Genomic DNA, 23,104 nt, shown 5'->3' on the forward strand with positions numbered 1-23,104 from the left:
GCGCGGGATCGCCGATGCGATCGGCTCCCACCCCTTCGGTCGGTGAGTTCTTCGCGAGGATGCCCGCTGCGCGGGATCGCCGATGCGATCGGCTCCCACCCTTCGGTAGCTGTCTTGTCGCGAGATCCCTACCGGAGGGGTGGGAGCCGATCGTATCGGCGATCAGCGTCCGGTCGGAGCGCGTCACCCAAAGTCAAAGCCAGACCGCATTCCAGTAAGGGTAGTCCCTCACGCTCCCCACCAGACCCGCACGAACTGGATTCGCGACGAGATACCGCGCGGCCGCCCTCACGTTCTCTTCCTCGCGAAGACCCGCGTCATGAAAACCCTTCTGCCAGACGGGATAACGACGCGGCCGAAGATCGCGCACACGGCGTGAGACAAGCGATTTGAAGCGCGACATGACCTTGCAGAGGTCGCCGTCGTCAAGCTGAATCAGCCCGTGGAAGTGATCCGGCATCAGAACCCAGGCCAGGCATCGCGCGCCCGCCCAGGTCTTCGGGTAATCGCACACGCGGGAAGCCGCTCGCGCGTGCGCCACATCGCGGAACAACGGGATGCGATTCCACGTGGTGGCGGTGACGAGATAAACACGGCCGGGTTCGGAAACGCGACCGAGACGGAGCCTGTGCGATGCGGGGAACGAGACCATCCCCGGAGCGTGACGCGACGCGAGCACCCGCGAAGCCGGCCAGGCGGCTTCGCGGGTGTCGGCGGATTACTTTTTCTTCGGAATGTACAGATCGGTGATCGTGCCCTCGTACACCTCGGCCGCCATGCCGACGGATTCGCCGAGCGTGGGGTGCGGGTGGACGGTGCGGCCGATGTCGCCGGCTTCGGCGCCCATTTCGATGGCGAGCGCGAGTTCCGAGATGAGGTCGCCCGCGTGCGGGCCGACGATGCCGGCGCCGACGATGCGGTGGGTTTCCTCGTCGAAGATGAGCTTGGTGAAGCCTTCGGTGCGGTCGATGCCGATGGCGCGGCCGGAAGCCGCCCAGGGGAACTTGCCGACGCCGACCTTCAGGCCCTTCTCCTTCGCTTCGCGCTCGGTGACGCCGACCCAGGCGATTTCCGGATCGGTGTACGCGACCGACGGGATGACGCGCGCGTCGAAGAAGCTCTTCTGTCCCGCGGCGGCTTCGGCGGCCACCTTGGCTTCGTGCGTGGCCTTGTGCGCCAGCATCGGCTGGCCGACGAGGTCGCCGATGGCGAAGATGTGCGGCACGTTGGTGCGCATCTGCCGGTCGACGGGGATGAAGCCGCGGTCGGTGACCTCCACGCCGGCCTTGTCCGCGCCGACCTTGGCGCCGTTCGGCGAGCGGCCGACGGAGACGAGCACGCGATCGAAGAGCTTCGTGTCCGGGATGCTCTCGCCGTCGAACGTGACCTCGATGCCCTTCTTGGTCGCCTTCGCCTCGACCACCTTCGTCTTCAGGTGGATGCCCTTGTACCGCTTGGCGATGCGCTGCTGCAGCGGCTTGATCAGGTCGGCGTCCGCGCCGGGGATCAGCTGGTCGGCGAGTTCGACGACGGTGACCTCGGAACCGAGGCCCGCGTAGACGGTGGCCATTTCCAGGCCGATGATGCCGCCGCCGACGACGAGCAGCTTCTTCGGCACGTCGCGCAGTTCGAGCGCGCCGGTGGAGTCGATGACGCGCTCGTCGTCCCACGGGAACGACGGCAGCTTGACCGACTGCGAACCGGCCGCGATCACCGCGTTCCTGAAGCGGATGAGCTTCGTGCCTTCGGCCGTCTGGACTTCCATCTCGTACGGCGAGACGAACGTGCCCACGCCCGTGACGGTGCGGACCTTGCGGGCCTTGGCCATCTGCGCGAGGCCGCCGGTGAGCTTGCCGACCACCTTCTCCTTGAAGGAACGCAGCTTGTCGAGGTCGATGGACGGCGTGCCGAACGTGATGCCGTGCGCTTCCATGTGCGCGGCTTCGTCGATGACGGCCGCGGCGTGCAGCAGCGCCTTCGACGGGATGCAGCCCACGTTGAGGCAGACGCCGCCGAGCGACGCGTAGCGCTCGACGAGCACGGTATCGAGGCCGATGTCGGCGCCGCGGAACGCGGCCGTGTAGCCACCGGGCCCGGAGCCGAGCACGACGAGGTCGCATTCGATGTCGGCCTTGCGGCCGCTGTCGCTGCCCGCCTTCGGTGCGGCGACCGGGGTGGCCGGCTTCGGCGGCGCCGGAGCGGGCGACGGCGCCGCCGGCGGCGGCGCGTCCTTCGTGACGGACTGGCCGACGACCTTCTCCGCCACCGGCGCGTCGGCGCCTTCGGCTTCGATCAGCGCGATGACGCTGCCGTCGTTGAGTTCGTCGCCGATCTTGACCTTGATCTCGACGATCCGGCCGCCCTGCGAGGCGGGCACGTCCATCGTGGCCTTGTCGGATTCCAGCGTGACGAGGCTCTGGTCCTTGGCGACGGTGTCGCCGACCTTCACCAGGATCTCGATGACCGGCACATCGTGCGAGCCGCCGAGATCGGGAACCTTCAGTTCGATCGTGTTAGCCATGTGCGTGCCTCCGTCAGAGCAACAGGCGACGGATGTCGCCGAGCTGCTGGGCCAGGTACACGGCGAAGCGCGCGGCGAGCGCGCCGTCGATGACGCGGTGGTCGTACGACAGCGAGAGCGGCAGCATCAGGCGCGGCGCGAATTCCTTGCCGTTCCACACGGGCTTCATCGCGGCCTTCGACACGCCGAGGATCGCGACTTCCGGCGCGTTGACGATCGGCGTGAACGCCGTGCCGCCGATGCCGCCGAGCGAGGAGATCGAGAAGCAGCCGCCCGACATGTCGGCGGCGGTGAGCTTCTTGTCGCGCGCCTTCTTCGAGATCTCGCCCAGTTCGGCGGCGAGCTCGAGCAGGCCCTTCTTGTCGGCGTCGCGGATCACCGGCACGACGAGGCCGTCCGGCGTGTCCACGGCGATGCCGATGTTGTAGTACTTCTTCAGCGTCAGCACTTCACCCGCCGCGTCGAGCGACGCGTTGAACGTGGGGAATTTCTTCAGCGCCGCGACCACCGCCTTGATCTGGAAGACCAGCGGGGTGACCTTCAGATCCTTGTTCTCCTCGCCGAGCTTCTTGCGGAAGGCTTCGAGCTCGGTGATGTCCGCGTCCTCGAACTGCGTGACGTGCGGGATCATGGCCCAGTTGCGGGCGAGGTTCGCGGCGGAGATCTTCGGGATGCGGCCCAGCGGGCGCTCTTCGATCTCGCCGAACTTCGAGAAGTCGACCTTCGGCCACGGCAGCAGGCTGAGGCCGTTGCCGGCGGCGACGACACCGCCCTTGGCCGGCGAGCCGGCGGAGGTCATCACCTGCTTCACGTAGGCGGCGACGTCGTCGCGCTGGATGCGGCCGCCGCGACCGCTGCCCTTGACCTGGGCGACGTCGACGCCGAGCTCGCGCGCGAAGGCGCGCACGGCCGGGCTGGCGTAGGGGGCGTTCTCCGGCATGATCGTGCTGGCGTCGAACGACACCGGCGGCGTGCGCGGCGCGCCGCCGGCCGGGGCTTCCGCGGTCTTCGACGGCGCCGGTGCCGCGGCGGCGGCGGCACGCTGCGGCGCCTCGGCCGGGGCTTCCGAGATACCGGGCTTGTCCGTGGACGGCGCAGGCTGCGTGTCGTCGGCAGCGCCCTCGCCTTCAAGGATCGCGATGACGTCGTCGTCGTTGACCTCGTCGCCGACCTTGACCTTCAGTTCCTTGATGACGCCCGCGGCGGGCGCCGGGATGTCCATCGTGGCCTTGTCGGACTCGAGCGTCATGAGGCTCTGGTCCTTCTCGACGCGATCGCCGGCCTTGACCATGATTTCGATGATCGGCACGGGCTTGCCGCCGATGTCGGGCACCTTGACCTCGACCGGGCCGGACGACTTCGATGCCGACGGCGCCTTGGCGGCGGCCGGAGCCGGCGCGGGTGCCGCGGCCTTCGGGGCCTCGGCCTTGGGTGCTTCGGCCTTCGGCGCGGCGGCGGCCGGGGCGTCGCCCTCGGCTTCGACCAGCGCGATCACCGCGCCTTCGTCGACTTCGTCGCCGACCTTGACCTTCAGTTCCTTGATGACGCCGGCGAACGGCGCCGGCACTTCCATGGTGGCCTTGTCGGACTCGAGCGTGACCAGGCTCTGGTCCTTTTCGACGCGATCGCCGACCTTGACCATGATTTCGATGACGGGGACGGGTTTGCCACCGATATCGGGGACGAGGGCTTCTTTGACGTCGGCCATGGAACCTCCTGAAAACAGACGCTTGCGGGCGGACGGACCCGCGGGCGGGGGATGGGAGCGCGCCATGCTGCGGCGCAACCGGTCGATTGTAATCCCTCGGGAGGCTGGCGGGTCCCGTTTTTCCTCGATTCAAACGGTTGTTTGGGTGGGATGGGATGGTCGGCCTCTGCCGTCGGTCGCGAGCGTGCCCGCTACGCGGGATCGCCGATACGATCGGCTCCCACCCCTTCGGTAGGGGGCCTGCGATGAGACGGCTACCGGAGGGTGGGAGCCGATCGTATCGGCGATCCCCACGCAGCAGGGGTCGCCAGAGCCTGGTGTCAGGATGGCTTGAGGGGATTCCGCTCGGCGTCCGGCGTCGCTCCCACCACGCGGATCTCGCTCTGCGGGTACGGGATGGTGATGCCGTTCTCGTCGAAGCGCTCCTTGATGCCCCGGAGCAGCGTGGTCTGCGTTTCCCACATGTCGCCGGTGGTGGTCCAGCCGCGGATGACGAGGTTGACGCTGGAGTCGCCCAGTGCTTCGGTCCACACGCCCGGCGCGGGATCCTTGAGGATGCGCGGGTCGGCGGCGAAGAGGTCGCGCACCACCTGCATGGCCTTGCCGATGTCGTCGCCGTAGCCGATGCCGACCTTGAGTTCGAAACGGCGCGTGCCGCGGACGTTGTAGTTGATGATCGCATCGCCACCGACCTTCGCGTTCGGCACGACCGCCTGGCGGTTGTCGGGCGTGATCAGGTACGTGTGCATCAGGTTGACGCTTTCCACCGTGCCGTCCACGCCGCCGACCGTGACGTAATCGCCGACACGGAAGGGGCGAAAGAGGATCAGCAGGACGCCCCATGCGAGGTTCGACAGCGAGCTGTTGAGGGCGAGGCCGATGGCGAGGCCGGCGGCGCCGATCGCGGCGATGAACGAGGCGGTGGGCACGCCCGCCATCCCGAGCACCTGGATCAGCAGCAGTGCGATGAGGATGCCGTAGATGATGTTGCGCAGGAAGCCGGCGAGCGTGACGTCGACGCGTGCGCGCTCGAGTGCGCGGCGACCGAAATTGGCGAGGCGCGCGGCGATCCAGAAGCCGACGAAGAGAAGCAGCAGCGCGAGGCCGATGCGGATCGAGTAGGTGATGATCAGCACGCGCATGGCGTGATCGACGCCGAGGCGATCGAGGAAATCGGTCATGGCCCTGCCTTTGAGCGTTGGGAAAAGCGCGTCGAGGCTAGCAGGGAATGAGTGAACGGGTGGTCGGGAGCCACGTATCCCATGTAGGAGCGCGCCCTGCGCGCGACAGCTTTTTGCGAAGAGCGGCAGGGCCTGGTGCTCGCGGCCTCGAAAGATGTCGCGCGCAGGGCGCGCTCCTACAGGGTCAGGCTAAAAAAAAGGCGCCTTTCGGCGCCTTCTCGTCTTACGGGTTGCTGGCGGGTGCCGGTTTCGCGGGCACCTGGGCCGTCTGCGGTGCGTCGATCTTGCGGCCGCCGTAGGGCAGCACGACGGAGGCGACCTTCGGGTCCGCCTTGATCAAGGCGACCTCGTCGCCGACAATGTGGGCGGCCTCGTCGAGCGGCGTGTCCTTCGCCTTCTTGGCGTCGGCCTCCTGCTTGATTTCGGACTTGATGCTGCGCTCGTTCGCGTTGAGGCCGTCGTCGGACGTGGCGGCATCGTCGGTGTCGCCCGGGCTGCCGTCGCCGCCGAAGATCGCCTTGCGGCGGTTGCGGAAATCGGTCTGGATGGCCTCGTACTGCTTGCGCTCCGCCTGGCGGGCCGCGAAGTTCAGCGAGATGTCCGTCTTGTCGCGCAGCGTCTGGTATTGCTTCAGCTCGTCGAGCATCAGCTTCCACGCCGGCGACGTGGCGACGCGCGCCTGGTGCTTCTGGTTGAGCGGTCCGATGATCGGCTTGAGGTCGGCCACCGGCTTGTAGTCGGCCGGGTCGATGTGACGCCACGGCAACGCATTGTCGTAGGTCGACTCGCCGAATTCCTTCGCGTCGCCGTTCTGCGGGAACTGGATGTCCGGCGTGACGCCACGCAGCTGCGTGCTGTCGCCGTTGATGCGGATGAACTCCGCGATCGTCATCTTGAGCTCGCCGTACTTGGCGTCCTCGCCGGTGGTCGCCTTGCCGAAACGGTCGAGGTCGACAAGGTTCTGCACGGTGCCCTTGCCGAAGGTGGGCTCGCCGATGATGAGGCCGCGACCGTAATCCTGGATGGCGGCGGCGAAGATCTCGGACGCCGACGCCGAGCCGCGATTGACCATGACGGCCATCGGACCGTCCCACGCCATGCCCGGGGCGTCGTCGCCCTGCGCGTCGATCTGGCCGCGCGCGTCGCGCACCTGCACCACCGGGCCGGTGTCGATGAACAGGCCGGTGAGTTCGGTGGCTTCGTTGAGCGAACCGCCGCCGTTGTTGCGCAGGTCCATGATGACGCCTTCGACCTTCTGCGCCTTCAGTTCGGTGAGCAGCTTGGAGACGTCGCGGGTGGCGCTCTTGAAGTTGGCGTCGCCGTTACGGCGCGCGCCGAAGTCCTGGTAGAACGTGGGCAGTTCGATCACGCCGATCTTGCGCGTGACGTCGCCGTCCTTGACGTCGATGACCTTCGACTTGGCGGCCTGCTCTTCCATCGTGACCTTCTTGCGGACGAGCGTCACGATCTCGTGCTTGCCGTCCACGCCGGCATCGGCCGGGAGGATCTCGATGCGGACGGTGGTGTCCTTCTTGCCGCGGATGAGCTTGACCACGTCGTCCTGGCGCCAGCCGACGACGTCGACCATCGGGCCGGTCTCGCCCTGCCCGATCGCGACGATGCGGTCGCCGGGCTTCATCTTGCCGGACTTGATCGCCGGGCCGCCGGGCACGAGCTCGCGGATGGTGGTGTAGTCGTCACGCGCCTGCAGCACCGCGCCGATGCCTTCCAGCGACAGGCGCATGGCGATGTCGAAGGTGTCGGCGGCGCGGGGGCCGAGGTAGTCGGTGTGCGGGTCGGTGGAGTTCGCGTACGCGGTCATGAACGCCTGCGTGGCGTCCTCGTCGTCGAGCTGGCGCACGCGCGTGATGTAGGTGGCGTAGCGTTTGTCGAGCGTCTTGCGGATCTCGTCGTCGTTCTTGCCGGCGAGCTTCAGGCGCAGCCAGTCGTTCATCGTGCGCTTGCGCCACACGTCGTCGAGCTCGGCCTGGTTCTTCGGCGCGGCGGCCTTCTTGCGGTCGAAGTTGAAGCTCTCGTTGCCGCTGAAGTCGAAGCCCTGCTTGAGCAGGCCGCGCGCGTAGTTCATGCGGTCGACCGCGCGCGTGATGTACAGGTTGAACACCGAGAACGGGCCGGTGAGGTCCTGGTTCCAGATGGCGTCGTCGAACTGCGTCTTCAGCGGTTCGAACTTCGCGAGGTCTTCCTGCGTGAAGAACACTTTCTCGCTGTCGAGCGACTCGATGTAGGCCTTGTAGATCTTGGCCGACATGGCGTCGTCGAGCGGCTGGGCCTGGTAGTGGAAGCGCGTGAGGAAGCGCGCCGACAGCTGCGAGGCCTGCGCCTCGGCGGCGGTGGGCTTCAGCGGCAGGCTGGACTCCTTGCGCTGCGGCTCGGGCGAGGTCGCGGCTTCCGAGGCGTCCTTCGGCTGCGGCGCGGGCGCCGTCTTCGTCGCGGGCTCGGTCGCTCCCGGCTTCTGCATCGGCGCGGGCGCGGCGTTCTGGGCGTTGGCGCCCGCGGCCGAGAGGGCCAGCAGGAGAGCGATCGCGGGGCGAAGAGTCATGTAATCGAAGCCTCAGTGCGATGGAGCGTGTTTATTCGACGACGCCGGCGGCGTGGGCCATCAGGTCGGCATGGTAGGAGGATCGCACCAACGGGCCGGAAGCGACATGGGAGAAGCCCATCTCCTCGCCTGCGACGCGCAGCGCCTCGAATTCGTCCGGCGTCCAGTAACGGACCACCGGGTGGTGATGCGCCGTCGGCTGCAGGTACTGGCCGATGGTGATCATGTCGACGTCATGGGCGCGTAGATCGCGCATGGTCTCCAGGACCTGCTCGAGGGTCTCGCCGAGGCCGAGCATGATGCCGGACTTGGTCGGGACCGTCGGGTGCTGGGCCTTGAAGCGCTTGAGCAGATCCAGCGACCACTGGTAGTCGGCGCCCGGGCGGACCTCGCGGTACAGGTGCGGGACCGTTTCCAGGTTGTGGTTGAAGACGTCCGGCGGGAAATCCTTGAGGACGTCCAGCGCGCGCTCCATGCGGCCCTTGCCGCGGAAATCCGGAGTGAGGATCTCGATGCGGATGTCCGGGCTGGCGTGGCGCACCGCGCGGATGCACGAGGCGAAATGCTCGGCGCCGCCGTCGCGCAGGTCGTCGCGGTCGACCGAGGTGATCACCACGTAGCGCAGGCGCATGTCGCGGATGGTCTCGGCCAGGCGCGCCGGTTCCAGCGGATCCGGCGCCAGCGGGCGGCCGTGGGCCACGTCGCAGAACGAGCAGCGACGGGTGCAGACCTCGCCGAGGATCATGAAGGTGGCGGTGCCCTTGGAGAAGCACTCGTGGATGTTCGGGCACGAGGCCTCTTCGCACACGGTGACGAGCGAGTTCTCGCGCAGGCGGGCCTTGAGCTCCTGCACCGCGTTGCCCTGCGGCAGGCGCACGCGAATCCAGCCGGGCTTGCGCAACGCCGGCTGCGTGCTGTCGAAGCTCGCGCGGTTGAGCCCGATCTTGTCGTTGCCGAGCATCTTCTCGCCGGGCTTGTCGACCACGGCGATCGGGATGCTGCGAAGGGGGGTGGCGGAAGTCTGGGTCATAACGTCTGTGAAGCCTCAGACCGCAAGGCGCGCGGGGAGTTCGGGGAGAATGGGATCGGCGTGCACGGCGTGGAAGCCGAATTGCTTGCAGAATTCCTGAACCAGGACGTCTTCCACGTCTGCCAGTCGCGACGGACCGCCCAAGTCTACCACCTGGGTGACTTCCAAACCCTTGTAGCCGCAGGGATTGATGCGGTGGTAGGGCTCGAGGTCCATGTCCACGTTGAAGGCCAGGCCGTGGAAGCTGCAGCCCCGCCGGATGCGCAGGCCGAGGGCCGCGACCTTGGCGTCCGCGACGTAGACGCCGGGAGCGCCCTCGCGGCGCACGGCCCCGATGTTCCACTCGCCCAGGGTGTCGATGAGGGCCTGTTCGATGCGGTTGACCAGTTCGCGCACGCCCACCCCGGTGCGCCGCAGGTCGATCATCGGGTAGGCCACGATCTGGCCGGGCCCGTGGTAGGTGACCTGCCCGCCGCGGTCCACGCGCACCACCGGGATGTCGCCGGCGAAGAGCACGTGCTCGTCGAGACCGGCCTGGCCGAGGGTGAAGACGGGATCGTGCTCCAGCAGCCACAGCTCGTCGACGGTGTCGTCGGTGCGGTTGTCGGTGAAGGCGCTCATGGCCTTCCAGCTGGCTTCGTAGGGGACGCGCCCCAGCCGGCGGACGTTGAGGGGGAGGGTCATGGCGGTGCGATCGTGGGGGATGTCGGGGAGTTGTGGGCGTGGGGCCCACGATACAAGGCGGATGGATCTGCGCTTCGCCCTGCCTTGCCACCGCGGCCACCCCGATCACATCGTGAAACGGATGTTCGCGTCGGCGCGCAGGGTGCTGTGCGCCTCGAGGTATTTCTCGCGGGTCGGCGCGACGAAGCTCACGGTGACCGACTGGTAGTTGCCGGCCGGGGTGAGCTTGGTCGACAGGGTCTCGTGGAGCACCTCCAGACCGATGCCATGGAGCAGGAACGGCACGTGCTTCTCGAGTCCCGCGTTGGCGTTGCCGATCGCGGTGATCTCGAACTCGCCCGGGAACTGGAAGCCCTTGCCGTCCTTCTGCGCTTCGCTGAAGTCGATCTCGCGCATGAGCGTAATCCTCTTACTTCTTGTCGCCGTCGCTGTGGAACCACAGCATGATCGTGTCCCACAGGCGCGAGAAGAAGCCGCCTTCCGGCGCGTCGGCCAGGGCGACGAGCGGCGCGGTGAACACCGGCTGGTCGTCGAGGGTCACGCGCAGCGTGCCGACCTGCTGGCCCTTCTTGAACGGGGCGATCAGGGTCGTCGGGATGTCGAGGTTGGCCTTGAGCTTGTCGTAGTCGCCGCGCTTGACCGAGACCATGGCGTCTTCCGTCAGGCCGAGCGGGAGGGTGTTCTCCGCGCCCTTCCACAGCTTCGGCGTGGCCAGCGGCTTGTTGGCCTCGTACAGCTTGTGCGATTCGTAGAAGCGGAAACCATAGTTGAGCAGCGCCAGCGCGGCGTCGGCGCGGCCCTTCTCGCTGCCGGCGCCCATGATGATGGCGATCATGCGCGCGTCGCCCTGCTTCGCCGAGGCGGCGAGGCAGTAGCCGGCGGCGGCGGTGTGGCCGGTCTTGATGCCGTCGACGGTGTTGTCGCGCCACAGCAGCAGGTTACGGTTGTGCTGCTTGATGCCGTTCCACTCGAACTCCTTCACCGCCGAGATCGCGTAGTCCTCGGGGAAGTCGTGGATCAGCGCGCGCGACAGGATCGCGATGTCGCGGGCGGTCGTGTAGTGGTTCGCCACCGGGTAGCCGGAAGCGTTCTGGAACTGCGAATGGGTCATGCCCAGCTGCTTGGCGTACGCGTTCATCAGGTTCGCGAACGCCGGCTCGGAACCGGCCGTATGCTCGGCGAGCGCGATGGCGGCGTCGTTGCCCGACTGGATGATCATGCCGTAGAGCAGGTCCTTCAGCGGCACCTGGCTGTTGAGCTTCAGGAAGCTGGTGGAGCCGTCGGTGCCCGCGCCGCCGCCGCGCCAGGCGTTCTCGCTGATGGTGACCGGATCGGTCATGTGGATCTTGCCGTTGCCGATCTCGGCGGAGACGACGTAGTCGGTCATCACCTTGGTGATCGAGGCCGGCTCGAGCTGCACGTCCGGATCCTTCGAGGCGATGATCTGCCCGGTGTTGTAGTCCATCAGCACCCAGCTCTTGCCTTCGACGTCCGGCGGCGGCGGCACCGGTGCCTCGGGCACCACGGGGCGCGGCACGGGGGCGGGACGCGGAGGCGTCTGCTGCGCCACGGTCACGCCCGCGACGAGCGCGGCGGCGGCGAAAGCGAACAGGGAGCGAGGGAAGAGCTTCATCGTTTCAGCGGTCCAGTCAAAGCAACAAAAAAGGAGGTCAGTCTACCGCGACGGAGGGCCTTGGCAGGCCCATGCCGGCGATCTGGTCGGTCACCCGGTCGGCGGTGTCCACATCGGCCAGCGGGCCCACGCGGACCCGGCGCACGCTGCGGCCACCGATGGTGGCCTCCACCACACTGACCGGGCCGAGGCCGGCCTGGTTCAGCCGGTCGGCCACGCGGTTCGCGTTGACCGCGTCGGAGAAGGCGCCGACCTGGAGGTAGATGCTGGGCTTGCCCGCGACGGGGGCCGTGATCGTGGGACGCGGGGCGGCCTGGGAGGCCGGCTTGCCGGCCGGCGCGGACGCGACGCCGTTGCCGGCGCTGGCGAGCGGCGGCAGCGCTTCGGCGGGCGAGATGCCGGTCATGCCGGGGACGTGATCGTCGGCTTCCGGATCGGCGACGGCGGGACGCGCGCTCGGGGCCGCCGCGACCGGGCCGCTGCCCACGGGGGCCGCGATGGCATCGGACGGCGGCCGACTCACGGCGCGCTCGGGCGTGGCGACGGTGCGGGCGCCCACCGGCGCGCCGCTCGCGATCCGCGCGGGCGGCGGCGGCGCGCTGATGGGCGCGGGTTTCGGTGCCGTGTTCACGTAGGGCGCACCGCGGTCGCTGCCGGGGTCGGACGGATCGATCGCGCGCACTTCCACGAGCCCGGTGCCCTTCGGCCAGACGCCGATCTTCACGGCGGCCGCGAACGAGAGGTCGATGATGCGGTTTTCGTGGAACGGGCCGCGATCGTTGATGCGGACGATGACGCTCTTGCCGGTCTCGAGGTTGGTGACACGCGCGTAGCTCGGCAGCGGCAGCGTCTTGTGCGCGGCCGAGAACTGGTACATGTCGTATTCCTCGAGGCTCGAGGTCTTGTAGCCGTGGAACTTGTTGCCGTAGAACGACGCGATGCCGCGCTCGACGTAGCCGCGCGGGCTCGGCAGCACCGTGTACGTCTGGCCGAGCACGGAGTACGGCGACTTGTTGCCGTAGAGCGCGCGGGGCTCGACCTTCGGCACGGGCTCGGGAAGTTTGCTGACGTCGGGCGCGTCGGTCGGGACGCTGTCCGCGTTGGAGCGGTAGCGCGAGCGCTGCGATTTGCGGATGTCGTCGTAGCCGCCGCGCGAGGGGGACGATGTGCTGCCGCCGCGCGATGCGGGGCGCGTGTTCTTGCTGCCGCCGCAGGCGGTGAGGAGGCCGAGCAGGAGTGCGATGAGCACGACCGATGCGATACGGCGGGCACCCATCGCCGATACGATCGGCTCCCACCCCTTCGGCAGGCGGCGCGACGCGACGCACGGGCTTCCTGTGGGAAGCGCGCTCGCGCGCGAATGGGTGTTCATCGCGGGGCCGGTCCGTTCACGCGGGCGCGGATCTCGTGCGCCAGCTGGTCGACGGCCATGGCGTACATCGGGCTGCGGTTGTAGGTGGTGATGACGTAGAAGTTCTGGAACGTGAACCAGTATTCGTCGCCGGTGGGGCCGTCCAGGCGGACGAGCTGCGCGTCGCGACCGGGATTGACGTGCTTCAGCGGCGCGAAGCCATCGGCGACGAAGGCCTCCACGGGCGCGACCGGGCGCCAGTCCTTCGGCACGGCGGGCGCGACGGCGCGACGGTCCGGCTGCGCGCGCGTGGCGACGGGGCCGCCGGTTTCCCAGCCATGTTCCTTGAAGTAGTTCGCGACGCTGGCGAAGATGTCGCCCATCGAGCCCTTCATGTCGATACGGCCGTCGTGGTCGTAGTCGACGCCCCAATCGCGGATCGACGAGGGCATGAACTGGCCCCAGCCCTGCGCGCCGGCGTACGAGCCGGTGAGCGTGTCGAGCGGACCGCCGAGGTGGTTCTGCGGCAGTTCGAGCAGCACCTTCAGCTGTTCGCGGAAGAACGGCGCGCGCTTCGGGTAATAGAACGCGAGCGTCGTCAGCGCGTCGATCACCCTCCACTTGCCGGTGTTGCGGCCATAGAAGGTTTCCACGCCGACGATGGCGACGATGTATTCGGGCGGCACGCCGTACGTGCGGCCGATGCCGTCGAGCAACTGGCGATGTTCGCGGTAGAAGTCCGCGCCGGCCTGGATGCGCTGTTCCGTGAGAAAGATCGGACGGTAATCGCGCCAGGGCTTGCCTTCCGCGGGCCGGCTGATGGCGTCGAGGATGGCCTGCTGCTTCTTCGCGCCATCGAGCAGCGAATTCAGCGAGGCCTTGCTCTTGCCGGTGTCCTTCGCGACTTCGCGGACGAGCTGTTCCTGGCCCGGATGGGTTTCGGCCATGGCGGCCGAGGCGAACAGCAGGGGGAAGGCGAGCATCGCGCCGGCGAGGCGCGGGAGGTGTCGTGCGGGGCGGGCGCGGCGCGCGGCGAGAACTTCATCCATGCAAGGAAGCGTATCACGCTGTCGTGGCGCGGCCGGGGCCGTCTTCGGCGAATGTTCAGGCTGAGGCGGATCGTCAGTCGTGCAGCTTGCGGTTCGCGTGGATGGACATCAGCACGCCGAAGCCCGTGAGCAGCGAGACCGCGGAGGTGCCGCCGTAGCTGAGCAGCGGCATCGGCACGCCCACGACGGGCAGGATGCCCGCGACCATGCCGCCGTTCACGGCCACGTACACGAAGAAACTCATGCCGATGGCACCCGCGAGCAGGCGCGAATAGGTGTCGCGCGCGTTCATCGCGATCCACAGGCAGCGGCCGATGATGAAGGCGTAGAGCAGCATGATGAGGATCACGCCGAGCAGCCCGAATTCCTCGGAGAACACGGCGAACGCGAAGTCGGTGGTGTGTTCCGGCAGGAACTCCAGGCGCGACTGGGTGCCGTGCTGCCAGCCCTTGCCGAACGCGCCGCCGGAGCCCACCGCGATCTTCGACTGGATGATGTGCCAGCCCTTGCCCAGCGGGTCGGATTCGGGATCGAGCAGCGTGCGCACGCGGTTGCGCTGGTATTCGTGGAGGAACTGCCACGCCACCGGGATCACGGCGCCCACCGCGCCGCCGAGCAGGCCGATCCGCCACCACGCCATGCCCGAGAGGAACAGCGCGAAGGCGCCCGCGCCCGCGACGAGCAGCGCGGTGCCGAGATCGGGCTGCTCGGCGATGAGCCCCGCGGGCACGGCGATCAGCAGGCCGACGACGGCGATGTCCTTCCAGCCCGGCGGCAGCTGCCGCGGATGCAGGTACCACGCGACCATCATGGGCATGGTCAGCTTCAGCAGTTCGGAGGGCTGGAAGCGCATGACGCCCAGGTCGAGCCAACGGTACGCGCCGCGCCCCTCGCCGAGGATCGCGACGACCACCAGCAGCGCGGTGCTGCCGAGGTAGAGCCACGGCGTCCACGAGCGCAGCACCGGCGGCGGGATGCGCGAGATGACGAGCAGCAGCACGCCGCCGAGCACGAAGCGCGCGGCCTGGCCGATCACCAGCGAATCGTTGCCGTTGCCCGCGCTGTAGAGGTTGGACAGGCCCACGATCGCGAGCACGAACAGCGCGAGCAGCAGCGGAATGTCGAGGCGCGGCTTCGAGAGCAGGCGCAGGCCGAACCGTTTCAGACGGAGGGCGAGTTGCGGGAACATCGTTACTGGTCCTCTCCATCGTCCTGCGGCGGCGCACCCGCGCTGGCCGGCGCGGCCGGCGGCTCGGGTTCGTCCGCCGCCGCGTCCGCCGGATCGGCATCGGCCGTCACGACCTGGCCCGGCGCGGGGTCGACCGGCCGCGGGCCGCCCTCGTCCACCACCCACTGATCGAGGATCTTGCGCGCGATGGGGCCGGAATCCGCCGCGCCCCAGGCGCCCGCCTCGAGCACCACCGCGACGGCGATCTTCGGATCGTCGGCGGGCGTGTAGGCGATGAAGAGCGCGCGGTGGCGACTGGCGAGATACGCGGTGTTCTTGTTCGTGTCGTACGCGTCGGTCTTGCGCGAGAAGCGTTCGGCGGTGCCGCTCTTGCCCGCGATGAGGTACGGGAAGCCGATGCCGAGTTTCTTGCCGGTGCCCTTGCCGGAGTTGATCACCGCTTCCATGCCCTCGTTCACGGCGTTCCAGTCGGACGGCTTGCGGATCACCGAGGGGCCGCTGGGCGGGAACGGCTGGTGCACGCGCGGGCTGTCCACGCCGTCCTGCGTGTCGAGCAGGAGATGCGGCGTGTACGGGATGCCGTGGCCGGCGAACGTGGCGGTGGCGTGCGCCAGCTGCAGCGGCGTCACGGCCCAGTAGCCCTGGCCGATGCCCGCGATGATCGTCTCGCCGGGATACCACCCGGACTTGCTCCGCGTGGCCTTCCACTCGCGCGACGGCAGGATGCCCTCGACTTCGCCGACGAGGTCGATGCCGGTCTTCTTGCCGAAGCCCAGGCCGCCCATCCAGGTCGCGAGCCGGTCGATGCCCATGTCGAGCGCGAGGCGGTAGAAATAGGTGTTCGTCGACAGCTCGATGGCGCGGATCATGTTCACCGTGCCGTCGCCGCCGCGCTTGTCGTCGCGGTAACAGCGCGACTGGCCCGGGATGCAGAACTCGCCCGTGGACAGCACGGTGTCGCTCGGGCGGCGGATGCCCATCGAGAGGCCGCCGAGCGCGAGGAACGGCTTCACAGTGGAGCCCGGCGGGTACACGCCGCGCAGGGCGCGGTTGTACAGCGGCTTGTCCGGTGCCGTGGTCAGCGCCTTGTAGTCGGCGGAGCTGATGCCGTTGACGAAGAGGTTGGGGTCGAAATCCGGGACGCTGACGAACGCGAGCACCTCGCCGTTGCGCGGATCGATGGCGATCGCCGCCCCCGCCCTGCCCGCCATGGCCTGCTCCGCCGCCTTCTGCAGGCGCACGTCGATGCTGAGGTACACGTTCTTGCCGGGGGTGGGCGGCGTGGTGTCGAGCACGGCCTGCGTGCGGCCGTCGGCGTTCACTTCCACCAGCTCGTAGCCGGGCGCGCCGTGCAGCAGCTTCTCGTACGAACGCTCGATGCCGATACGGCCGATGTGCGTGGTGCCCTTGTAGCTGGCTTCCTCGTCGTCGTCCATGCGGTCGAGGTCGTCGGCGTCGATGCGGCTGACGTAACCGATGACGTGCGCCATGGAGGGGCCGAGCGGGTAGCGACGCGTGAGGTACGGCACGACGTCGACGCCGGGGAAGCGCCAGCGGTTCACGGCGAAGCGGCCGATCTCGTCTTCGGTCAGCTTCAGGCGCAGCGGGATGCCCTCGAAGCGCCGGCCCTGTTTCACCTGCTTCTTGAACGTGGCGATGTCGTCGTCGCTGATCGGCACGACGGCGCCGAGCTTGCCGAGCATCGCGTCCATGTCGTCGACCTGCTCGGGCGTCACTTCCAGGCGGAACGCCGGCACGTTGTCGGCCAGCAGCACGCCGTTGCGGTCGTAGATGAGGCCGCGCGCCGGCGGGATCGCGCGCGGCTTGACCCGGTTCTGGTCCGAGCGCGCCACGAATTCCTCGTGGTGCAGCACCTGCAGGTAGACGTAGCGCACACACACGGCGCTGAGGCCGAGCAGGATCAGCGCGAAGCCGGCCAGCGCGCGACGGCGGAACAGCGCGACTTCGCCGCGCGCTTCCTTGATCGAGGCGCGCCGGCGCTTCATGCGTCGTGGATGCGCAGCCGCGCGCGCAGGTCGTCGAGGATCAGGAACACGAACGGCCACAGCGCCGCGCCGACCAGCGGCGAGATCCAGTACTCGGCCGGCGGCAGCGGATCGCCGCCGAACACGCGCACGAGCAGCAACAGGATGCGATCGTTCACCAGGAACCCGAGCACCGCGAGCGACTGCTGCCACATCGGGAAGAAGCGCAGGCGCGAGCGGAAACGCAGCGCGATGAACACCATCGCGGTGAGGCGCAGCGCCTGTTCGCCGAGCAGCACGCCATCGAAGAGATCGGCCGCGACGCCCAGGCAGAACGCGAGCCCGAGCGTGACGCGGTCGCCCGACTGCAGGCACCAGTAGAGCAGGATGAGCGCCGGCCAATACGGTTTGAAGGGCGTGAGCGGACCCGGCAACGGGATCAGCATCAGGAACAGCGAGATGAGCAGCGTGGCGGCGAACCAGAGCTGGCGGACGCGGACGCGGTTCATGGCGTGCTCCCCGTCGGCGAGGCGGCCGTGGCGGCACGCGCGGGCAGCGGCGTGGCCGTCGGCGAGGTGACCGCCGGCAACGTGGGCGCCGGTGGCGCGTTCGGATCGGGCTTCATGTCGGACGGCGGCCCGACGTTGGGCGCGGGTGGCGGCGGTCCCGCGGATTCCGCGAGATCGTGCAGCAGTAGGACGTCCTCGCTGCGGTCGAGGTCCGCGGCCGGCTTCGCCTGCGCGGAGAGGAAGGTTCCCGACGCGGTCTGCGCCACGTCGCGGATCTCGCCCACGGGGAAGCCGGGCGGGAAGCGTCCGCCGAGGCCGGAGGTGACGAGCTTGTCGCCCACCTGCACGTCGGCGGATACGGGAATGTTCGGCAGCGTCAGCAGGTCGCCCGCGCGCGAGCCATAGGCGATGGTGCGCAGGCCGGTGCGTTCGATGGTCACGGGAATGGCGTGGTTCGGATCGGTGATCAGCATCGCGACGGAGGTGGTGGGCATGACGTCCACGATCTGGCCCATGACACCGCGGGCGTCGATCACGACCTGCCCCGGCTGCACCTTGTCGCGCGCGCCGACGTTGAGCACGATCCGGTGGCGGAAGGTACCGAGGTCCACGCCGATGAGCCGCGCGAGCTGCACGTTGAGCGACAGGCTGTGCTGGGTATCCAGCAGTTCCTTCAGGCGCGTGTTCTGCTCGGCCACGGACGCCATGCGGTTGAGCTTGGCGTTGGCGAGCAGGAGGTCTTCACGCAGGCGCTGGTTCTGCTCGGTGAGGCGCTGGCGGTCGGCGAAGGCCACCGTCGCCGCCTGGAAGCCCTGCGAGGGCAGCCCGGCGATCCGGTACACGGGTTCGACCACGAGCGAGAGACCGTAGCGGACGTTGGCCAGCCAGCCGCCACGATGATCGAGCACCATGAGCACGCAGGCGAGCGCGAGGTACACGATCAGGCGCAGCGTTCCCGCCACGCCCGGTGCGAACAGGGGCGACTTGTCGTCGCGATTCAGGGCCATTCAGCGCGCTCCGGCCATAGCGCCGCTGCGCGCCATCATCATTCGAACGCGAAGAAGTCGCTGCCGTGCTGGTCGATCATCTCCAGGGCCTTGCCGCCGCCGCGCGCCACGCAGGTGAGCGGATCGTCGGCGACCTGCACGTGCAGGCCGGTTTCCTCGGAGATCAGGCGATCCAGGTCGCGCAGCAGCGCGCCGCCACCGGTGAGCACGATGCCGCGCTCGGCCACGTCGGAGCAGAGCTCCGGCGGGGTCTGCTCCAGCGCCGCCTTGACCGCCGCCACGATGCCGGAGAGCGGCTCGTGCAGGGCTTCCAGCACCTCGTTGGAGTTGATCGTGAACATGCGCGGCACGCCCTCGGCGAGGTTGCGGCCGGAGATCTCGATCTCGCGGACTTCGCTCTGCGGGAAGGCGCAGCCGATTTCCAGCTTGATGCGCTCGGCGGTGGATTCGCCGATCAGCGTGCCGTGGTTGCGGCGCACGTAGTTGATGATGGCCTCGTCGAAGCGGTCGCCGCCCACGCGCACGGACTGCGAGTAGACGATGCCGTTGAGCGAGATCACCGCCACTTCCGAGGTGCCGCCGCCGATGTCCAGCACCATGGAGCCGCGGGCTTCGTGCACCGGGATGCCGGCGCCGATCGCGGCCGCCATCGGCTCCTCGATGAGGAAGACGTCGCGGGCACCGGCGCCTTCGGCCGATTCCTTGATCGCGCGGCGCTCCACCTGGGTGGAGCCACAGGGCACGCAGACCAGCACGCGCGGGCTCGGGCGCAGCATGCGCGAGCGGTGCACCTGCTTGATGAAATGCTGGAGCATCGCCTCGGTCATGGTGAAGTCGGCGATGACGCCGTCCTTCATCGGACGCACCGTGGCGATGTTGCCCGGCGTGCGGCCGAGCATGCGCTTGGCGTCGCCACCGACGGCCGCCACGGCACGGGGGCCACCCGGGCCGCGGTCCTGGCGGATCGCCACCACCGACGGCTCGTTCAGGACGATGCCCTGACCGCGCACATAAATGAGCGTATTCGCCGTGCCGAGATCGATGGAGATGTCGTTCGAGAAAAGTCCGCGGAACTTCTTAAACATGGTGCGGCGGGCGCCCGTAGCGGGAAAAAGTAAGCGTGCGAGTCTAGATTGGCCACCCCTCCCACGCAAGGGCGGATACGTTAAGAAAGCCTTGTAAGTCCGGATGATGCGTGCGGCAGAGCGCCCTGCTCCGGGCACGCGATGCCTCCGGATGGTCGCCTCGCGGCCCTTTTTTGGGTAGGATTCGCAGGTTTGCCGGACCCCACGCGGGCGGCGTTTGCGGCGGCCCGCCCGGGTCGTCCCACCACTACTTCCAGGGTCACCGACGCATGACTGCCGTTATCTGCGGATCGCTCGCCTACGACACCATCATGGTGTTCCAGGACCAGTTCAAGAACCACATCATTCCGGACCAGGTGCACATCCTCAACGTGTCGTTCCTCGTGCCGGGCATGCGTCGCGAGTTCGGTGGTTGCGCGGGCAACATCGCGTACAACCTGAAGCTGCTCGGCGGCGACCCGATGCCGGTCGCGACGGTGGGCCAGGACTTCGGTCCGTACCGCGCGCACATGGAGAAGCACGGCATCCGCCTCGAGGGCGTGCGTCAGTACGACGACATGTTCACCCCGCAGTGCTTCATCACGACCGACCTGGACAACAACCAGATCACCGCGTTCCACCCGGGCGCGATGTCGAACGCGCACGACAACCACGTACGCGATATCCCCGATTACCAGTTCGGCATCGTGGCGCCGGATGGCCGCGAGGCGATGCTGCAGCACGTCGACGAGTTCGCCGCGCGTGGCGTGCCCTTCATCTTCGATCCGGGCCAGGCGATGCCGCTGTTCAACGGCGACGAGTTCCGCTCGATGATCGAGAAGTCGACGTACGTGATCGTCAACGATTACGAATCGCAGCTGCTGCAGCAGCGCACCGGCTGGGACGCGAAGACGATCGCGTCGAAGGTGAAGGCGTACATCGTGACGCTCGGACCGCGCGGGTCGCAGATCCACGCCGATGGCGAGACGATCGAGATCGGGCCGGCGCGCGAGCGCCAGGTCGTCGATCCGACGGGTTGCGGCGACGCGTACCGCGCCGGCCTGATCTTCGGCATCATGAAGGGCTACGACTGGAAGACGGTCGGCAACATGGCGTCGCTGATGGGCGCGCTGAAGGTCGAGCATCCGGGCACGCAGAACCAGTACTTCACGTACGCGCAGTTCGCGGAAGCGTTCGAGGAACAGTTCGGCTACGCGATCGGTTGATCGGTCGAAGAGCCTGAAGAAGAAGGGGCGGCGCAGCGATGCGTCGCCCCTTTTTGATTGTGCGGCTCGCTTCGTCGTGATCGCCGATACGATCGGCTCCCACCCTTCGGTAGCCATGCTTGCGAAGGCCGACCTACCAGAGGGTGGGAGCCGATCGCATCGGCGATGCTCTTAGTTGCGTGGCTTGAAGCCCATGGTCGCGTTCACGGCCTGCTTCCAGCCGTCGTAGAGATCGTCGCGGCGTTCTTTCGTCATCTCCGGCTTGAACTCGCGATCGACTGCCCAGCGCGTGGCGATGTCCTTCTTGTCCTTCCAGAAGCCGACGGCGAGGCCGGCGAGATACGCCGCGCCCTGCGCCGTGGTTTCCTGCACCTTCGGACGCAAGAGCGTGACGTCGAGGATGTCGGCCTGGAACTGCGCCATGAAGTCGTTGGCGATCGCACCGCCATCGGCGCGCAGTTCCTTGAGCTGGATGCCGGAGTCGGACTGCATGGCCTCGAGCACGTCGCGCGTCTGGTAAGCCATCGATTCGAGCGCCGCGCGGATGAACTGTTCCTTCGTCGTGCCGCGCGAAAGGCCGAAGACGGCACCGCGCACGTCGCTCTTCCAGTACGGTGCGCCCAGACCGACGAACGCGGGCACGAAGTAGACGCCGTCGTTGTCCTTCGCGCGTTCCGCGTACGCCTGCGAGTCCGACGCCTTGCCTAGCATGCGCAGGCCGTCGCGAAGCCACTGGATGACCGAGCCCGCCACGAAGATGCTGCCCTCGAGCGCGTACTCCACCTTGCCGTCGACGCCCCACGCGATGGTGGTGAGCAGACCGTTCTTCGAACGCACCGCCTTCTCGCCAGTGTTCATCAGCATGAAGCAGCCGGTGCCGTAGGTGTTCTTCGCCAGGCCTTCCTCGAAGCACGCCTGACCGAACAGCGCGGCCTGCTGGTCGCCCGCGATGCCGGCGATCGGCACTTCGCGGCCGAAGAAATGCTTCGCCAGCGTGTTGCCGTAGACCTCGCTCGAGGACTTCACCTCCGGCAGCATCGCGCGCGGCACGTTGAGCATCTTCAGAAGCTCGTCGTCCCATTCGCGCTTGAAGATGTCGTACATGAGCGTGCGCGAGGCGTTGGTGTAGTCGGTGACGTGCACCTTGCCGCCGGTGAGGTTCCAGATCAGCCAGGTGTCGATCGTGCCGAACAGCAGGTCGCCGGCCTCGGCTTTCTCCTGCGCGCCCTCGACATGGTCGAGGATCCAGCGCACCTTCGTGCCGGCGAAGTAGGCGTCGATCAGCAGGCCCGTCTTCTCGCGGACCATGTCCTCGAAGCCGTCGGCCTTGAGCTTGTCGCAGATCTCCGCCGTCTGGCGCGACTGCCAGACGATGGCGTTGTAGATGGGCTGCCCCGTGTGGCGATCCCACACCACGGCCGTCTCGCGCTGATTGGTGATGCCGATGCCTTCGATGCACGACGCGTCGATCTGCGAGCTGCTGATGACTTCCGTCATGGTCGACAGCACGCTGGTCATGATCTCGCGCGGGTTGTGCTCCACCCAGCCCGGCTGCGGGAAGATCTGCGGGAACTCGCGCTGCGCGGTGCCGGCGATGTTGCCGTCGTGGTCGAAAAGAATGGTGCGCGAGCTGGTGGTGCCCTGGTCGATGGCGAGGATGTATTTCTTCTTCGTGGTCACGATGCGGGTCCTTGGGTTCACGCCGCGAGGGCGGTATAGGCGAAGGCGGCAAGCAGTGCGCCGATGATCGAGCCGACGATCGGCACGGGTGCGTAGGCGAAGTCGGAACCACCCTTGCCGGGGATGGGCAGGATGGCGTGGGCGACGCGCGGCCCGAAGTCGCGCGCGGGATTGATGGCGTAACCGGTGGGGCCGCCGAGACCCATGCCGATCACGACCACGAGCAGCGCGACGGCGATCGGGGCGAGACCCTTCGAGAGGTCGTTGCTGCCGATGGCGAGCACGCAGTAGACGAGGACGAACGTGCCGATGATCTCGGTGACGAGGTTCGCCGGAATGGAGCGGATGGCCGGGATGGTGCAGAAGATGCCGAGCTTGGCCGTGGCGTCCTGCGTGCCCTTCCAGTGCGCGAGGTAGGCGAAGTACACGAGCACCGCGCCGGTGAACGCACCGGCCATCTGGGCGGCGATGTAGCCCGGCACCAGCGTCCACGACAGCTTGCCGATGGACGCCATCGCGAGCGTGATCGCGGGGTTCATGTGGGCGCCGCTCTTCGCGGCGACGAAGATGCCCATGAGCACGGCGAGGCCCCACGCCCACGTGATGACGCTCCAGCCCGCATCCTTCGCCTTCGAATCCTTCAGCAGCACGCCGGCGACGACGCCGTCGCCGAGCAGGATCATCACCATCGTTCCGAGGAACTCACTCAGGTACACCGACATGCTGA

At 68.0% G+C, this 23,104-nt stretch carries 19 protein-coding genes and 1 pseudogene; 1 reads left to right on the forward strand and 19 read right to left on the reverse strand.

What is annotated here, in order from left to right:
* Positions 1 to 193: 193 nt before the first annotated feature.
* From BMW54_RS11155 to BMW54_RS11235, 17 genes and pseudogenes are all read right to left on the reverse strand, one after another.
* A complete protein-coding gene (locus tag BMW54_RS11155; RefSeq protein WP_090055446.1) occupies positions 194 to 652 on the reverse strand; it encodes an REP-associated tyrosine transposase in 459 nt (152 codons plus the stop codon).
* 66 nt (positions 653 to 718) lie between these two features.
* On the reverse strand, positions 719 to 2,521 hold the full coding sequence (lpdA, locus tag BMW54_RS11160) for a dihydrolipoyl dehydrogenase (RefSeq protein ID WP_090055449.1): 1,803 nt from the start codon (positions 2,519 to 2,521) through the stop codon (positions 719 to 721).
* A gap of 13 nt (positions 2,522 to 2,534) precedes the next feature.
* Positions 2,535 to 4,229 carry a dihydrolipoyllysine-residue acetyltransferase gene (gene aceF / locus BMW54_RS11165; protein ID WP_090055451.1) on the reverse strand — a complete coding sequence of 565 codons (1,695 nt, stop codon included), beginning with the start codon at positions 4,227 to 4,229 and terminating at the stop codon, positions 2,535 to 2,537.
* A gap of 320 nt (positions 4,230 to 4,549) precedes the next feature.
* Positions 4,550 to 5,410 (reverse strand): mechanosensitive ion channel family protein, encoded by an 861-nt coding sequence (locus BMW54_RS11170; protein WP_090055454.1) that lies wholly within the window; start codon positions 5,408 to 5,410, stop codon positions 4,550 to 4,552.
* A gap of 223 nt (positions 5,411 to 5,633) precedes the next feature.
* Positions 5,634 to 7,970, reverse strand: coding sequence for a carboxy terminal-processing peptidase (locus BMW54_RS11175; protein WP_090055456.1), 2,337 nt, complete (start codon positions 7,968 to 7,970; stop codon positions 5,634 to 5,636).
* Positions 7,971 to 8,001: 31 nt separating this feature from the next.
* Positions 8,002 to 9,000: a lipoyl synthase gene (lipA, locus tag BMW54_RS11180; protein ID WP_090055458.1), complete on the reverse strand. Its 999-nt coding sequence runs from the start codon at positions 8,998 to 9,000 to the stop codon at positions 8,002 to 8,004.
* Between the two features lie 15 nt (positions 9,001 to 9,015).
* Positions 9,016 to 9,684: a lipoyl(octanoyl) transferase LipB gene (gene lipB, locus BMW54_RS11185; RefSeq protein WP_090055460.1), complete on the reverse strand. Its 669-nt coding sequence runs from the start codon at positions 9,682 to 9,684 to the stop codon at positions 9,016 to 9,018.
* Between the two features lie 105 nt (positions 9,685 to 9,789).
* Entirely contained in the window at positions 9,790 to 10,080 is a 291-nt protein-coding gene (locus BMW54_RS11190) for a DUF493 family protein (RefSeq protein ID WP_090055462.1), read from the reverse strand.
* Between the two features lie 13 nt (positions 10,081 to 10,093).
* Entirely contained in the window at positions 10,094 to 11,317 is a 1,224-nt protein-coding gene (locus BMW54_RS11195) for a D-alanyl-D-alanine carboxypeptidase family protein (RefSeq protein ID WP_090055467.1), read from the reverse strand.
* A gap of 37 nt (positions 11,318 to 11,354) precedes the next feature.
* Positions 11,355 to 11,723, reverse strand: coding sequence for an SPOR domain-containing protein (locus tag BMW54_RS11200; RefSeq protein ID WP_090055937.1), 369 nt, complete (start codon positions 11,721 to 11,723; stop codon positions 11,355 to 11,357).
* 255 nt (positions 11,724 to 11,978) lie between these two features.
* Positions 11,979 to 12,593: pseudogene (locus BMW54_RS11205) on the reverse strand (septal ring lytic transglycosylase RlpA family protein); the annotation flags it as partial.
* A 92-nt stretch (positions 12,594 to 12,685) separates the two neighbouring features.
* The gene (mltB, locus tag BMW54_RS11210) at positions 12,686 to 13,651 is read right to left on the reverse strand and encodes a lytic murein transglycosylase B (protein WP_090055940.1); all 966 of its coding nucleotides are present in this window, start codon (positions 13,649 to 13,651) and stop codon (positions 12,686 to 12,688) included.
* Positions 13,652 to 13,790: 139 nt separating this feature from the next.
* Entirely contained in the window at positions 13,791 to 14,906 is a 1,116-nt protein-coding gene (rodA, locus tag BMW54_RS11215) for a rod shape-determining protein RodA (RefSeq protein WP_090055469.1), read from the reverse strand.
* 2 nt (positions 14,907 to 14,908) lie between these two features.
* Positions 14,909 to 16,912, reverse strand: a complete 2,004-nt coding sequence (gene mrdA / locus BMW54_RS11220; RefSeq protein WP_090055471.1) for a penicillin-binding protein 2 — start codon at positions 16,910 to 16,912, stop codon at positions 14,909 to 14,911.
* Positions 16,909 to 17,400, reverse strand: a complete 492-nt coding sequence (mreD, locus tag BMW54_RS11225) for a rod shape-determining protein MreD (protein WP_090055474.1) — start codon at positions 17,398 to 17,400, stop codon at positions 16,909 to 16,911. The genes mrdA and mreD overlap by 4 nt, the downstream gene beginning before the upstream one ends.
* A complete protein-coding gene (gene mreC / locus BMW54_RS11230) occupies positions 17,397 to 18,407 on the reverse strand; it encodes a rod shape-determining protein MreC (protein ID WP_090055477.1) in 1,011 nt (336 codons plus the stop codon). Before mreC ends, mreD begins: the two co-directional genes overlap by 4 nt.
* Before the next feature lie 38 nt (positions 18,408 to 18,445).
* Complete coding sequence (locus BMW54_RS11235) at positions 18,446 to 19,492, reverse strand: rod shape-determining protein (RefSeq protein ID WP_072322142.1); 1,047 nt, start codon at positions 19,490 to 19,492, stop codon at positions 18,446 to 18,448.
* A 269-nt stretch (positions 19,493 to 19,761) separates the two neighbouring features.
* On the opposite strand from BMW54_RS11235, the gene BMW54_RS11240 reads away from it, so the two are divergent.
* Positions 19,762 to 20,697 (forward strand): carbohydrate kinase family protein, encoded by a 936-nt coding sequence (locus tag BMW54_RS11240; protein WP_090055480.1) that lies wholly within the window; start codon positions 19,762 to 19,764, stop codon positions 20,695 to 20,697.
* A gap of 171 nt (positions 20,698 to 20,868) precedes the next feature.
* Here the strand turns inward: BMW54_RS11240 and glpK are convergent, their stop codons facing one another.
* Together glpK and BMW54_RS11250 are read right to left on the reverse strand one after the other, a co-directional pair.
* On the reverse strand, positions 20,869 to 22,377 hold the full coding sequence (gene glpK, locus BMW54_RS11245) for a glycerol kinase GlpK (protein ID WP_090055483.1): 1,509 nt from the start codon (positions 22,375 to 22,377) through the stop codon (positions 20,869 to 20,871).
* A 17-nt stretch (positions 22,378 to 22,394) separates the two neighbouring features.
* Positions 22,395 to 23,099 carry an MIP/aquaporin family protein gene (locus BMW54_RS11250; protein ID WP_090055486.1) on the reverse strand — a complete coding sequence of 235 codons (705 nt, stop codon included), beginning with the start codon at positions 23,097 to 23,099 and terminating at the stop codon, positions 22,395 to 22,397.
* Positions 23,100 to 23,104 lie beyond the last annotated feature (5 nt).

The sequence above is a fragment of the Luteibacter sp. 329MFSha genome (assembly GCF_900111665.1).
GTDB lineage: Bacteria > Pseudomonadota > Gammaproteobacteria > Xanthomonadales > Rhodanobacteraceae > Luteibacter.

What these genes read in the sequence shown, in the direction of transcription:
- BMW54_RS11195 (WP_090055467.1), bottom strand. Translation starts at nt 11,317, where the DNA reads ATGAAGCTCTTCCCTCGCTCCCTGTTCGCTTTCGCCGCCGCCGCGCTC.
- mreD (WP_090055474.1), bottom strand. Translation starts at nt 17,400, where the DNA reads ATGAACCGCGTCCGCGTCCGCCAGCTCTGGTTCGCCGCCACGCTGCTC.
- rodA (WP_090055469.1), bottom strand. Translation starts at nt 14,906, where the DNA reads ATGTTCCCGCAACTCGCCCTCCGTCTGAAACGGTTCGGCCTGCGCCTG.
- BMW54_RS11240 (WP_090055480.1), top strand. Translation starts at nt 19,762, where the DNA reads ATGACTGCCGTTATCTGCGGATCGCTCGCCTACGACACCATCATGGTG.
- BMW54_RS11170 (WP_090055454.1), bottom strand. Translation starts at nt 5,410, where the DNA reads ATGACCGATTTCCTCGATCGCCTCGGCGTCGATCACGCCATGCGCGTG.
- BMW54_RS11190 (WP_090055462.1), bottom strand. Translation starts at nt 10,080, where the DNA reads ATGCGCGAGATCGACTTCAGCGAAGCGCAGAAGGACGGCAAGGGCTTC.
- lipA (WP_090055458.1), bottom strand. Translation starts at nt 9,000, where the DNA reads ATGACCCAGACTTCCGCCACCCCCCTTCGCAGCATCCCGATCGCCGTG.
- lipB (WP_090055460.1), bottom strand. Translation starts at nt 9,684, where the DNA reads ATGACCCTCCCCCTCAACGTCCGCCGGCTGGGGCGCGTCCCCTACGAA.
- BMW54_RS11250 (WP_090055486.1), bottom strand. Translation starts at nt 23,099, where the DNA reads ATGTCGGTGTACCTGAGTGAGTTCCTCGGAACGATGGTGATGATCCTG.
- BMW54_RS11155 (WP_090055446.1), bottom strand. Translation starts at nt 652, where the DNA reads ATGGTCTCGTTCCCCGCATCGCACAGGCTCCGTCTCGGTCGCGTTTCC.
- mreC (WP_090055477.1), bottom strand. Translation starts at nt 18,407, where the DNA reads ATGGCCCTGAATCGCGACGACAAGTCGCCCCTGTTCGCACCGGGCGTG.
- aceF (WP_090055451.1), bottom strand. Translation starts at nt 4,229, where the DNA reads ATGGCCGACGTCAAAGAAGCCCTCGTCCCCGATATCGGTGGCAAACCC.
- BMW54_RS11175 (WP_090055456.1), bottom strand. Translation starts at nt 7,970, where the DNA reads ATGACTCTTCGCCCCGCGATCGCTCTCCTGCTGGCCCTCTCGGCCGCG.
- BMW54_RS11200 (WP_090055937.1), bottom strand. Translation starts at nt 11,723, where the DNA reads ATGACCGGCATCTCGCCCGCCGAAGCGCTGCCGCCGCTCGCCAGCGCC.
- mltB (WP_090055940.1), bottom strand. Translation starts at nt 13,651, where the DNA reads ATGCTCGCCTTCCCCCTGCTGTTCGCCTCGGCCGCCATGGCCGAAACC.
- lpdA (WP_090055449.1), bottom strand. Translation starts at nt 2,521, where the DNA reads ATGGCTAACACGATCGAACTGAAGGTTCCCGATCTCGGCGGCTCGCAC.
- mrdA (WP_090055471.1), bottom strand. Translation starts at nt 16,912, where the DNA reads ATGAAGCGCCGGCGCGCCTCGATCAAGGAAGCGCGCGGCGAAGTCGCG.
- BMW54_RS11235 (WP_072322142.1), bottom strand. Translation starts at nt 19,492, where the DNA reads ATGTTTAAGAAGTTCCGCGGACTTTTCTCGAACGACATCTCCATCGAT.